The sequence below is a fragment of the Streptomyces sp. enrichment culture genome (genome assembly GCF_964272855.1).
Lineage (GTDB): Bacteria > Actinomycetota > Actinomycetes > Streptomycetales > Streptomycetaceae > Streptomyces.
The window spans coordinates 5,926,079-5,938,812 of record NZ_OZ186847.1; the positions used below are offsets into that span (position 1 = coordinate 5,926,079).

Below are 12,734 nucleotides of genomic sequence, written 5' to 3' on the forward strand. Positions count from 1 at the left end.
GACGTTTCGTGGGACCGGCGACCGAGGCGGACGCCTCCGCGCTGGTCGGATGGCTCCGCACCGCCCCGAACCCGCAGCGCCGCCGGAGCAACCCGGACGATATCGAAGTCGACCGCCCACCGCCGGTTCCTCATCTGGTCCAGAGCCGGCGTCTGGGGCCGGCTGCACGAGGCCGTGCTGCACCAACTTGACGACGCTTGCCTCATCGACGTCACCCGCGTAGTCCTCGACACCGCCCACGTCCGGGCTAAAAAGGGGGCGAACACACAGGTCCGAGCCCCGTGGACCGGGGCAGACCGGGTTCCAAGATGCACGTCCTGTCAGACGCGAACGGACTGCCCCTGGTCGTCGGCGTCTCCGCCGCGAACGTCCACGACAGCGAAGGGCCGCCTACGCGGGACTCGCCCCGGCCACCCGGAACTCGGGCTCCTCAATCCGCGGCGAGCAGTCCTCCAGGAGAGGAAACAAGCAGCTCAAACGAGCTTGTTGCATAGCAGGTCCCGGGACCGCAGCGCGCAGCACCGCCAGTGCAGAGATACCATCACATAAGGGGCTTATTTATCACACAATCCCGCAACTTGCGGATTCATCTCAGGTGGAACCGTCGTGCTCTTCAAGCATGCGGCCACCGACGGCGGGGTGACTGCGTGGGGACAACATGTGGCAGCCCGTCCCGCGAGCAGACCTCGAACTCATGGGCCTTGAGGAGAGGACAGTGGCGATTCAGTTGCACGGTCGGTGGAACCTGCAGATCATCGAGGCAGTCCACAGCTGGGAGAATCGGTTCCGGATTGCGAATGCGGGCCTCGGGTCGGGGACCTATCCGCCGATCGTCGGCTCGACGGTGGACGCTGAGGGCCCGTCATGGGCTTTGATTGGCGAGTATCGTGAATTTGATGGCCAGCTGTGGAAGCCCACCAAGATGATGATCGACCCAGGGCTGGACCGGGTGGACATCGAGGCGAACATTGGGTCAGAGGACCCGCTTCCCACTGAGGACTACCGGGACATCCGCTGGACCGGCCGCTATCTCGACGGCAGCCTCTTTGACATCCCGTACCGACCGTATGCCGTCCGTCGGCAAGACCTGTTCCTGATGCCCGACGGCATCTTCGAGACCGCCCTCGGCACGTACTATCTGGCGGTTCGGGTGATCAACCGCTGGGGACTGCCCTTCACGACCGACCACGTGCTCGACATCTCGCCTGCGTCGCGTGCCGACCTCGCGATGCGCGGCATCGTGGTGGACGACGCCTGGACGTACGCCGAACTCACCGCCTTGGGGCAGAGCATGCACGGCACGGGCGCTGTGCTCGGGCCGCTCGAACCAGGCGCCGCGCGCACCGTCTACTTCAAGGTTGACGTGACCGCCGCTGCGCCCCGCAAGCACGACATCGAATTCGTCTGCCTCAACATGGCCGGCATGGCCGATCCCGGACACCATGCCCGGCGCATCACCCGCCAGATTTTCGTTAGCCGCACCCGCGTTGACCTGGCGGCTGGGGCTATCGTCTCCAAGTTCGCCGAGGGCACTTTGCGCCTGCGACTGCGCGAAATTGCCATCGACCGCAAGACCGGGCGGCGCGGCCGCCGCCGCTGTCCCGCAGCGCCTGCGCGTGACCACCCCGACGGCCAGACCCTTGATGAGATCCGCGCGCTGCTCCAAAGCCTGCTCGACGGGCGCAAGGTCGACGCGTGCCAGCTCCAGCGGCTCATCGCGAAGGCCTGCGGCCCCGGCTCGGACCCTTGCAGCTGCCCCCATGGCCAGTGCCACGGCGGATCGGCCGATCCATGGAACCCCAGCGACGGCACCTACTGCTATGACCCATTCCTCGTCCTGCCGACCCGGTTCGAGTACACCATCACCCCTGCCGCGCCGTTCTCTGGCCAGCACGGCCCGATCCCGTTCGAGGACCCGTGGTGGAAGGTCGCCCTACTGATCATCGCGGCCGTCCTACTACTCGCCGGCGCGCTCTCGGAGGCCGCAGACCTCACCTACCACGACGAGGACCTCGTTATCGGCTCGCTCGGCCGAGTGCAGCGCGACGACGTCGACGCCGCCCTTTGCGTGCTCGACACCGATCGGGCGCTGGCCTTCCTCACGACCCTGGACGCCCAGTCGGGCGAGGACTTCCTCAGCGCGATCACCGCCCTCGACGGCAACATCACCTTGACGGGGCCGGTGATGAGCCGCGCCGAACTCGACGCCCTCATGCTGCTGCCGAAGAACGATCCCCTGCGCAAGGTCCACAAATCCGGGGCCCGCACCGGCCTGACTCACGCCATCATGACCGGATTCGCGCCGAGGGGGCACGATAAGGCCACCTGGAACATTGACCAGCTACTCCTCGAGAACGACCGCGCCTTTGGCGAGCCGGTATCACGCGAGGGCGACTCCGGCTCGGTGTGGGTACACAGCGCAACGCTGCGACCGGTCGCCCTCCACCACAGCGGCAACAGGGACGACGACAACGGCGGCTTTGCGTCCCTGCTCGAGGACGTACAGGCCCGTCTCGGCATCACGATCTGACCGCCCGGCCTGTTACCTCGATGGAAAGGGGTGCACCATGAACGCATCCGACAACGACCGGCTGGCGCGGATCAAAGCGACTGTGGAACGCCTACGTCGCGAGTATGCCGATGATCCCAACATCGTCACAGTCGGCTGGGGGCTGCCCAGACGAGGCGGTGACCTCACCGACGAACTGGCGGTCATCGTGCATGTGCGGCAGAAGCTGGGGACCGACCGCGGAATCACCGCCGCCGGATCACAGCCCGTACCCCGGGAAGTCGACGGCTTTCCAACTGACGTCCAAGCCCACAGAATCAAACCCGCGGCAGGCATGGTCGGGCAACGGGACGAGACCCAGTACGACCCCCTGCGCGGCGGCGTGGCCAGCAGTAACGCCGCCAACCACATCGCATGGTTTAACGGCGCCGGTACTCTCGGCCTGCTAGCACGCGATGCCACCACCAACGCAGCCGTCGCACTGAGCAACTGGCATGTGTGGGGCGATGGCGGCGAAACCGGCGATGACATCATCCAACCCGGCCGCCCCACGGAGACCGATCATCTGGAGGCGGTCGGCAAGATTGCTGCTTGCAATATCTTGGCCCCCTCACTCATCGAGTGGGAGGTGCCGTCACCGCTCACCGTTGGTCTGTACGGCGGCGCAGCCGCACTAGCACTTGCGGCCGCGCTGAGCGACGTCCGCGATCCGTCCCGGCGCGGGCAGGACGCCACCATACCGCCCGGAGGCGCCTACACCCTTGACGAGACGGTCGACGTCGCCATCGAGTACCCAGACCTGCCAATACCTGGGCGCCCGTTCGCCACTGATGTGCACTGGCAGTACACCCGGCGCACCGACCAGGGTGAACAGACCCTCACCATGGAAGAGCGCCAGGTCAACTCCCAGTTCCTGCTCGGCAAGCTCGTCGAGGTCAACCGCGACGCGTACCATCCCGGCGAGGCGGTCCAGGTGACAGCAGCAATCTGGGACTACCAGTCCCGCGGGTGCCAGGACTACCACGTCGTTGCCCATTTTTTCCCGCGCGAGGACCCCGGCCGCGTCCTACAGGCCGTACTCGCACCGACCACCTGCTACCAGCAGCAGCCCGAGCTGCGGTGCGTCACCTTCGACGACATCGATACGGGGCCGTACCCACCAATGGGCCACTTCGCATGGCTCAGGTACCTCGCAGACGTCGAGGAAGTCCGGGTAGTGAATTGGCCGGAGAACGACCGGGGGGTGCTGATTCCGGACATACTGGACGTCTCTCATCCTCTGACAGATCACGTGCAGGTGACCATCGCCCATGCCGGCAATCCGGTCACGGTCGTTGCGTTCAACGCCGCTGGCCTCGCCGTGGCCACGGCGACGACGCCCGCAGAGTTCGGCGTGGCGCACGAGCTGGAGCTAGCTGGGCCCGGGATCGCCGGTGCTGAGATGCGTGGTGGCAGTGGCTTGGGCTGCCTGCTGCGCTATTGCGTCGAGGCAGTCGGCGAGGACCTCGACGTTGACGTACCCGAACCGCTCTCGGCTGCTCTTCGCAGGGAGCTCGGCGAGAGCATCGTGGATGGCCGGAGGCTGCATGCCCAGCGGTGCTGCTTCACGGCGCTGGTCCCGTTGCCACCGGACGCGCTGAAGGGCAGTTGGGAAGTGCACGTCAGCGTGCAGAACCTCAACACGGTGCCACCCGGCACTCCGCCCGAGGAGGCCGCGACCGTCATCGGCGGGCACCTGCTCAGCTCGCACACCACCGCCGAGGCCCGCGGATGCGCCGCTGTCATGCTGGCCGACCACGTCTTCGACGTCTTCTAAAGTGATTCCAGGCATCTACCTCGTCCATCGGTTGTCTCCGGTTTCCTTCAAGACGGTGTCCTATGTGGTGAGGCGGACGAGTCGCTTGTAGCAGCACAGGGCGGCGGCGAGACCGAGAAAGGCCAGGTAGTTGCGGGGATTTCGTTCGTAGCGGGGGCTGAGCCGACGGTAGCCGGACAGCCAGGACATGGTCCGCTCGATGACCCACCGGCGACGGCCCAATCGTTCGCTGGACTCGATGCCTTTGCGGGCGATGCGCATGCGCTTGCCGCGTAACCATTTCCGCAGCTGAGGCACGTCGTATGCCTTGTCCGCATGGGGCCGTTGGGGCTTGAGGTGACGGCCGCGGTGGGGGTCGTGTCTCGTTTGGTGACCGGCCACCATCGGCTTCAGCCCTTCGCTGTCGTGGACGTTCGCGGCGGAGACGCCGACGACCAGGGGCAGTCCGTTCGCGTCTGACAGGACGTGCATCTTGGAACCCGGTCTGCCCCGGTCCACGGGGCTCGGACCTGTGTGTTCGCCCCCTTTTTAGCCCGGACGTGGGCGGTGTCGAGGACTACGCGGGTGACGTCGATGAGGCAAGCGTCGTCAAGTTGGTGCAGCACGGCCTCGTGCAGCCGGCCCCAGACGCCGGCTCTGGACCAGATGAGGAACCGGCGGTGGGCGGTCGACTTCGATATCCCGAAGCACGGCGGCAGAGCCCGCCAGGCGCAGCCGGACACCAGCACGTAGATGATCGCCGCGAACAGCGTTTCATCAGGCGTGTCCTGCGTTCCGCCGCCCTGTGGCTGCACCTTCGACGGTGGGATCAGCGGCTTCGCGATCTCCCACAGCCCGTCCGGAACAATCCAACTCCACGTACCCCGCCCCATGCCGAGTTCAACGACGCCTCACCACATAGGACACCGTCTTAGTGCAGAGAAGGTACAAGATCCGCCGACGGGACACGACGGAGGGCATCGTGGGGGCGATCACCGGCACGCTCCGCCGCCCGCAGAGTCTTCTGCTGGGCCGCTATGACCGCGATGGGGTGCTGAGGCCGGTCGCGCGCAGTACCCAGCTGCATCCCGACCATGCCCGGCGCTTCGCCGACCTGCTCACTCAAGCCGGGCCGAGCCATCCCTGGGTGGGCATACGATTCACCACGTCGTGGGGGTCCCGGACCCCGCTGGACGTCGTCCTCGTCGCGCCGGAGCTGGTTGCCGAGATCGATGTGGACCGCGCCCAGGACCGGGGGGTATGGCGTCACCCGGTCCGGTTCGCCCGCCTTCGCGAGGACATGTCACCCGAAGACGTCGCGGCGTTCGGTGAGGGCGCGGTGCCGGCTGCTGGTTGATCGGCCAGTCAGCTTTATGCGTCTTTCGTTGTTTCAGCCGCCCGGCATGCCCGGCAGATGACCTTTCTCTCGGGGTGGGTTGGTTGTGGTGTGACGTGGGGTGAGGTGGGTTCGTTGAGCTCCTGGGACTCGTTCTCGGGGGGTGTGGCTCTGCGGCGGGTTGTTGTACTACTCGTGGCAGGAGCTGATGGTGCGGGCATTTCCCGTGGTGATGCCGTCCGGACAGAGGTACTGGACGGTCCTCGACGACGACTTGGAGGTCGTCGCAGTTGCTGATCAATGGCTACGGAAGCTGCGGTTCGGTCGAGACCGCGCGGAGCTGACGACGAAGGCGTACGCCGGCGGCGTCGCGCTCTACCTGCGGTGGTGCCGGTCGACGCGCCGGGAGTGGACGGCGGCCGGGCGTGACCTCGGTCTGTTCATGGTCTGGCTGAAGTACACCCCGGCGCCCCGGGACGGGGTGGTGTCGGAGCTGTGGCCGGGGCCGGGTGCCGTCCCGGTGCGGGGTGAGCGCCGGATCAACCGGGTGCTCGTCGCGGTGCGGGGCCTGTTGTCGTACGCGGTGTCGGTGAGGGAGGCGCCGAGGTCGGTGCTCGGACAGATCTACGAGCTCGCCGACAGTCGGGACCTTCCGGCGGAGGCGCAGGGCGAGGACGGCGGCCTGTTCTACAGGCTGCGGCCGGTGCACTCGCTTCGTGAGCCGGAGGCACGGGTGAGCCGGGCTGAGGACGCCGAGCTGGTGGCCATGTTCGCCGCCTGCCGCAACGCGCGGGACCGGCTGATCGTCCTGCTAGTAAGCAGGGTCGGGCTGCGCCGCAGCCAGGTGGCGGGCCTGCGGCGCAGCGATGTCCATCTGCTGCCGGACTCCCGTGCGCTGGGCTGCGACTACCCGGGCGCCCACGTGCATGTGCGGCGGCGGGAGAACGGGAACGGGGCCTGGTCGAAGTCGCGGCACGCGTGGGTGGCGCCGCTGGACTTCCTTGTGGTGTCCGCGTTCGACCTCTACTACGAGGAGCGCAACCGGCTGCTGGGAGCAAGTGGAAGCGACTTCCTGCTGGTGAATCTGTTCCGGGCTCCGCTGGGTGAGCCGATGCCGCCGGAGGCGATCGGGGAGCTGCTGGAACGGCTCAGCGACCGGGCCGGGCTGGGCAGGCGGGTGGGCGCGCACATGGCGCGCCGGGCGTTCGCGTCAAACGTGGCCGATGCCGGGGGTACTCCGGATGAGGTGCAGGCGGTGCTCGGGCAGAAGAGTCTCGACTCGCAGGCGCCATACCTGTTCCCGGATCCGAAGCGTGTGAGGGCGGTGATCGATCGGGTGCCGTCACCACGCGGGCTGCGCGGGCCGGAGGGGGAACGGTGAGGGCCGCGCGCTCCGCAGCCCTGCCGGGCAGCGAGGCACCGGCGAGCGATGAGCGGCAGAGGGAGATCCTTCACGCCCTGGATGAGGACTTCCTGGTGGTGCTGGGGTGGGACTGGGACCGGCGGGTGATCACGTGGCCGCGGCAGCACCCCGTGATCGGGCTGCCGGACTGCCCTGTGCCGGGGTGCCCCCTGGCGATCACCGTTTCGACGCGGCCGATGTGCGGAGGCTGCTTGGAACGCTGGCGCGGGTGCGGTCTGCCTCTGGAGGAGTTCCTGCTCGTGCCGAAGCAGACCAGCCGCGGTGTCGGCCAGGGCCCGTGTGTGGTCGCAGGCTGCGGGCGGCCCCGCGTCACTGTCACCGGCCGGCTGTGTCAGGCGCACCATGCCCAGCACACGAGCACCGGTTTGCGCACATTGAGCCTGGAGGAATTCCTCGCCCACCCGAGCGTCATCGGGCATGCCGGATTCGGGCCGTGCGAGGTGGCCGCGTGCTACCTCAAAGCCGTCAGCGGCAAGGACCCGTACTGCAAGGCACACCTGAACCGCCTCTACCAGGCCCGGACTGCGCCAGGGTTCGACGAGGCGCATTGGCGCCGGACGGACAAGGCGATCTGCACCACTCGCGAGGTCAGCCTGCGCGGCTTGCCGGACCGGCTCGTCGCCGAGCTCCTCTACGGGCTGTCGGTCCGCACCCGGGAAGGGTTCAAGTCCCGGCCCGAGTGCCTGCGTCCGCTCTATGACCGGCTACGCGCCCACCAGGTGCAGGAGCTGGAGGAGGTGACGGATCCGGCCGCTCACGGGCACAGCCGCGAACAGGTCACGATGATCCGGGCCTGGCAGCGAGCGCTGCGCCTGCTGAACATGACGCCTGAGGCCGAACGCGTCAAGGACGTGTGGGACATGGCGGTCTTCGGCTACAGCGGCCACATCTCGTTCGCACCCGTGCTGCAGGAGCCGCTGCGGGAGGCGATGAAGATCTGGGTGTACGACGACCTGCCCCGGCGCCGGAACAAGAACGCCGTCCAGCACGCTCGCGCGATCATCGCCGCCATGGGCATGCTCTCGGAGAGCCTTCGCGTGCAGCGTCCGGACCGCGGCGCGGTGCCCGCGGTATGGGGACGCAGCGACATCGTCGCCTTCACCAACCACATGGGCTACTTCACCTCAACCGGACGGATCAGCCCGGCCCGGCGCCTGGCCTTCACCCGGTTCGTCCGCCGGGTCCTCCTCCGCTTCCGCGCCCTCGGGCTCACCGCGCCCGGACAGTTGCTGGAGGGGATGCCTGCCGACTTCGCGATCTCGCCGGAAGATATGCCCGACGAGCCGGAGGACACCGAGGCCGGGCGTGACCTGCCGGAAGAGGTGATGCGCGAGCTGTGTGACCGGCTCGACGAGCTAGAGGCCATGAGCAGCATCGAGGTCCGCGTCGCGACCGAGCTGCTCATCGACACCGGACGGCGCCCCGACGAGATCAACACCCTTGCCCTCAACTGCCTGGAGCAGGACTCGGACGGCTCGGACATCCTGGTCTACGACAACCACAAGGCGTACCGCCTCGGTCGGCGCCTGCCGATCGGAGCCGAGACCGCCGCGACCATCCGCCGCCAGCAACAGCGCGTCCGCGAACGCTTCCCCAGCGCCGACCAGACCCGGCTGCGACTCCTTCCGCGACCCAAGACCAACCCGGAGGGCACCAAACCCCTCGTGGACATCTCCACCCAGCACCGGGCCTGGGTGGACTCCCTCCCCGATCTCCTCGTGCCAGTGGTTGTCGTCCACGCAGACACCCGCGTCACGCAGCTGGTGCCGTTCGACAAGGCCCGGATTTTTCCCTACGCCTACCGGCACTGCTACGCCCAGCGGCATGCCGACGCCGGCGTCCCCGTGGACGTACTGAAGGAACTGATGGACCACCGGCTGATCAGCACCACCATGGGCTACTACCGCGTCGGCGAGGAACGACGTCGCGAAGCCGTTGACCGGGTCACCGCCCTGCAGTTCGACCGGCACGGCAATCGTGTCTGGCGTACCGCGAAGAGCCTGCTCGACTCCGAACACGTCCGTCGCGCGATCGGCGAGGTCGCCACCCCCTACGGCGTGTGCCGTGAACCCTCCAACGTCGCGGCCGGCGGCCACGCCTGCCCGCTGCGGTTCCGCTGCCTGGGCTGCGAACACTTCTCCACCGACGTCTCCTATCTCCCCGACCTCCAGGCCCATCTTGCCGACCTGCTCCGCAGCCGCGAACGACTGATGTCCGCGTTCGAGGCCGACGACTGGGCCCGGACCCAGGCCATGCCCTCGCAGGAAGAGATTCGCAGGGTGCGCCGCCTGATCGAACGCGTCCAGAGCGACCTTGAAGACCTCACCCCCGAGGACCGCGCCCAGATCGAACAGGCCGTCACCCTCGTCCGCCGCAGCCGCACCGTCATGCTCGGCATGCCACGTGTCGGCCAGCCCGTTCCCGACGTCCGCCCGACAAGGACTGCGACGTGACCTCTGCGATGAGCGACGGCCGCGAGGCCAGCACCGAACGGCGCCGCAGCCGCGTCCAGGAAGCCATCACGACCGCCGCGCGTAACGACACACCGCTGACCGCATCGGCCATCGCCCGCGCAGCCGGTGTCGACCGCACCTTCCTCTACCGTCACCGCGACCTCTTGGAGCTCCTCCACACGGCCAGCAATCGGTCGGCCGGTGAGATGCCAGAACCAGGGACGGCCACCAGGGCGTCGCTGCAGGCGGACCTGGCCAACGCCAACGCCCGCGCCGCCCGTCTGTCCGCACGGGTCCAGCATCTGGAGAACCGCCTCTCCCGGCGCCTCGGGAACCAGGCGTGGCATGAGTCCGGTCTGGGCAGCCCGGCCGACACCGAGGAACTCCAGCAGACGATCATCCAGCTGGAGCAGCGCACCGTCGACTTGACCACTGCTCTGGAGGAACGAGAGGCCGAACTCGAGGCCGCCCGGGAGGCCAACCGGCAGTTGACCAGAGCCTTGAACCAGCGCGAATGACCAGCCGGTCCGCCGCGCGTGGAGTCGTCCCCCTGCTATGGATGGTGTGCGGGACCGACGAGCCAGTCCTGCAGCTCACGGTGCCGGAACTGGTAGGCGACACCGGCGACTCGAAGCAAGCCAGCCGACTCGGCCCAAGCGAGGAACGCACCGAGCCGCCACGGCAGGCGACGGCTCCCACGGCGCGTGCACAGCAACAACGCGAGATAGCGGTAAGCATTGGACGCCGCCACCAGGGCGAATGCGAGCGTCACCCCTAGCTGCCAGGCGAGTGCGGCAGAAAGCGGGACCCCGATGCTCGGTGCGATGACGAAGACCACGACTGGTGCCCCGACGAGCACAATCATGACGCCCCGGCCGAGCCTGCTTACGATATCGGCGCGCACGAAGTGGCGTGGGTCCGACATGTCCAGCACCTGCGGATCCTCGAGCCTCATCGCCCCCACGCCCAGCCACACCGTCAGAACAAGGGCTATCCAGAGGACGGCCCCGACGGAGAACGTCAGCCCCAGCTCCAGCGCGAGGCAGACCGGCACGCCAACGACAGCGGCGAGTATCAGGCCCCAGCCGCAGCCGAAGCGCAGACCGCGAGCCCCGCTACGGGAGAGGAGATTCCTCGGCAGGGCCCGCAACATCGTCGGCCACGCCTGCCATGCCTCGGTCGTCCACACGGCCCACAGCCCAACGCACACGAATACCGCAACCTGAAACGCGAGGCCGCTGTAGAGCATCGTCCAGAAGCGCACGGCGAGCCAGGGCAGGATCACCCAAACTGGAGCTAAGACGAGGCAGTGCACGACGCGCGGCAGGTACGTCCCGGCAAGAGGCCAAAGAGCGTACGGGACCAAATCGGTGCCGGACAGCCGACGCCCCCGCACCGAACGGCCTTCGGTCTCATTGCGGTGCAGGTAGGCGGCCAGGGTCCGTAGCCAGGTGCGCGTCTGGTCGGCAGAGTACAGCGTGCCGCGAGGCGCTGGATGGCTTGCGACGGCCGCTTCGACGAAGAGGCCGAGTAGACGATCGCGCAGGCCTCGGTCCCCGTCCGAGTTCGGCTCCACCAGTTCACCGGGGTCTCGCACGTACGCGCCTGTGGCTGGGTCCCGCTGTTCGTACACGACCGCGGCCAGGGTCAGCCGCCAGGGCGTGGCGAGCCGCGCAGCCAGGGGCGTGCCGACGGAGCCGTAGATCTCGTCCAGCACCCCGGCCCATCGCGCGGGGTCGTCCGTCCTGCTCTCGATGAACGCCCGGCCCTTGGCTGGCCTCACGCTGCTGATATCCACCCGGGCCGCGTCCTTGAGCCACACGCGTGCCGACTCCAGCGCCTGGTACTGCTCGGTGCGGCAGGTCAACACCAGCTTCGCGCTGTCCAGCCCGCGCTGGTAGGAGTTGAGCGCGTCGAGCGCCCGCCGGGCCTGGGAGGTGTAGTCCGGCGCGTTCTCCGCGGCCATCTCGTCCAGGCCGTCGAGCACCGGCAGCACCATTCCAGCGTCGAACAGCGCATCGGCGGCGGCCTGAGAGAGGCGGTAGGAGTTCACCAGATGTGAACAGACCCATTCCCGCAGAGCCTTCACCGGGTCCTCGCCCGGACGGGCAGCGGACACCGGGACGAGCAGGGTGTGCCACGACGACAGTGACAGCCGCACGGGCACCGGATCGTCAGGCTTGCGGTCCTGGAGCAAGCCCAGGATCAGCTCCAGGGTTAGCAGGGTCTTCCCCGCCCCGGGCGGTCCGGTGATCACCAGTCGGCCAGGGCGCAGTCGGCGGTAATAGGCCACAACCTGGCGTGATTTCCCCCTGGGCCGAGCCCCCGAAGCGTTGTGATGGGGTGCGGGCATATAGACGAAGTCCAGATCGATCGAACTGCCGTGCCCACCCAGCAGCCTCTTTCTGGCCCTGGTCTCGGAGTCGAGCACCGCTACGGCGAGCCTGCTCGCCGTGCCGGCGACGTCGGTCTCCTGGTGCCGCCAGGAGAGCCAGGCGAGATTACCGGCCCACCCGCTGACCGACAGCCCCACTAAGGCGATCACCGCGCTCAGTGGGTCAATATCCCCCCGCTTGGCCCCCGGCAGCATTAGCGCCGCCACGCCGAGCCCCAGCACTGCCCCCATGCCGTACAGCCACGCGGCAAGCCGCCCCCGCCCACTCTTCATGCCGCACATAATGAACGCCACAGCGCGGCCCATGCCGGGGAACTGCCTTAGTCATCGCTCTTCCAGAGTGAATCAGCTGCAGCGCCTGAGGATGCCGGGTTATCTGACCCCTTGCATCCTGCGACGATCGGGCCGTCACTCCACGCTCCTCTTCGGTTAGGGGGTGTGCAGCGGAGGCACGGGGACCGCACAGCGGTGCAGGCGGGTGATGTCCATGTCGAAGTTAACCACTCAGCCCCGTCGCTCGATCCAGCGATGGCGCCACACCTGTTGCATCCGATACCGTCAGCCGCACCTGCCCTGAGCAGCAACGAGTCGTCCGACGATGCCTCGCGCCACTCGGCCGACCCCAGAGAACCCTCTGAGCGTTGCGGCCATATCTGCGCGTCAGCCCTTGGCACCTGGGGCAGTATCCGACTTCGTCTGGCGAGCAGCCCAGCATGACTGCAGCGGTTGCCCGGTCTGTGCTGGGGTCGATGCGTCTTGGCATCCCATTCACATGCCGAATGTACGTCCGGACCTTCGGCTGCTCACGCCAGGCTTCCCAGCT

8 protein-coding genes and 2 pseudogenes are annotated in these 12,734 nt (G+C 67.8%); 8 read left to right on the plus strand and 2 right to left on the minus strand.

Annotated elements, in window-relative coordinates:
• Positions 1 to 99: 99 nt before the first annotated feature.
• From ACSU6L_RS26195 to ACSU6L_RS26210, 4 genes and pseudogenes are all read left to right on the plus strand, one after another.
• Positions 100 to 386: pseudogene (locus ACSU6L_RS26195) on the plus strand (transposase); the annotation flags it as partial.
• A pseudogene (locus tag ACSU6L_RS26200) lies at positions 386 to 484 on the plus strand (transposase); the annotation flags it as partial. The pseudogenes ACSU6L_RS26195 and ACSU6L_RS26200, both read left to right, overlap by 1 nt.
• Before the next feature lie 231 nt (positions 485 to 715).
• Positions 716 to 2,530 (plus strand): hypothetical protein, encoded by a 1,815-nt coding sequence (locus ACSU6L_RS26205; RefSeq protein ID WP_437060592.1) that lies wholly within the window; start codon positions 716 to 718, stop codon positions 2,528 to 2,530.
• 37 nt (positions 2,531 to 2,567) lie between these two features.
• Positions 2,568 to 4,325: a hypothetical protein gene (locus ACSU6L_RS26210; RefSeq protein WP_437060594.1), complete on the plus strand. Its 1,758-nt coding sequence runs from the start codon at positions 2,568 to 2,570 to the stop codon at positions 4,323 to 4,325.
• Between the two features lie 60 nt (positions 4,326 to 4,385).
• On the opposite strand, the gene ACSU6L_RS26215 is transcribed toward ACSU6L_RS26210, so the two are convergent.
• Positions 4,386 to 5,197 (minus strand): IS5 family transposase gene (locus ACSU6L_RS26215; RefSeq protein WP_437060596.1). Its coding sequence is split into 2 segments (ribosomal slippage): positions 4,386 to 4,855 and positions 4,855 to 5,197, totalling 813 coding nucleotides; the frame shifts between segments, so codons are not numbered across the junction.
• 89 nt (positions 5,198 to 5,286) lie between these two features.
• Here ACSU6L_RS26215 and ACSU6L_RS26220 point away from each other — a divergent pair.
• The 4 genes from ACSU6L_RS26220 to ACSU6L_RS26235 all read left to right on the plus strand — a co-directional run bounded on the left by ACSU6L_RS26220 (position 5,287) and on the right by ACSU6L_RS26235 (position 10,034).
• Positions 5,287 to 5,661, plus strand: a complete 375-nt coding sequence (locus ACSU6L_RS26220) for a hypothetical protein (protein WP_437060598.1) — start codon at positions 5,287 to 5,289, stop codon at positions 5,659 to 5,661.
• 187 nt (positions 5,662 to 5,848) lie between these two features.
• Positions 5,849 to 7,021, plus strand: coding sequence for a tyrosine-type recombinase/integrase (locus ACSU6L_RS26225; RefSeq protein ID WP_437060600.1), 1,173 nt, complete (start codon positions 5,849 to 5,851; stop codon positions 7,019 to 7,021).
• A gap of 407 nt (positions 7,022 to 7,428) precedes the next feature.
• The gene (locus ACSU6L_RS26230) at positions 7,429 to 9,516 is read left to right on the plus strand and encodes a tyrosine-type recombinase/integrase (RefSeq protein ID WP_437060602.1); all 2,088 of its coding nucleotides are present in this window, start codon (positions 7,429 to 7,431) and stop codon (positions 9,514 to 9,516) included.
• Positions 9,513 to 10,034, plus strand: a complete 522-nt coding sequence (locus tag ACSU6L_RS26235) for a DUF6262 family protein (RefSeq protein ID WP_437060604.1) — start codon at positions 9,513 to 9,515, stop codon at positions 10,032 to 10,034. Before ACSU6L_RS26230 ends, ACSU6L_RS26235 begins: the two co-directional genes overlap by 4 nt.
• 35 nt (positions 10,035 to 10,069) lie before the next feature.
• Here the strand turns inward: ACSU6L_RS26235 and ACSU6L_RS26240 are convergent, their stop codons facing one another.
• Positions 10,070 to 12,184 carry an NACHT domain-containing protein gene (locus ACSU6L_RS26240; protein ID WP_437060606.1) on the minus strand — a complete coding sequence of 705 codons (2,115 nt, stop codon included), beginning with the start codon at positions 12,182 to 12,184 and terminating at the stop codon, positions 10,070 to 10,072.
• Between the last annotated feature and the right edge of the window lie 550 nt (positions 12,185 to 12,734).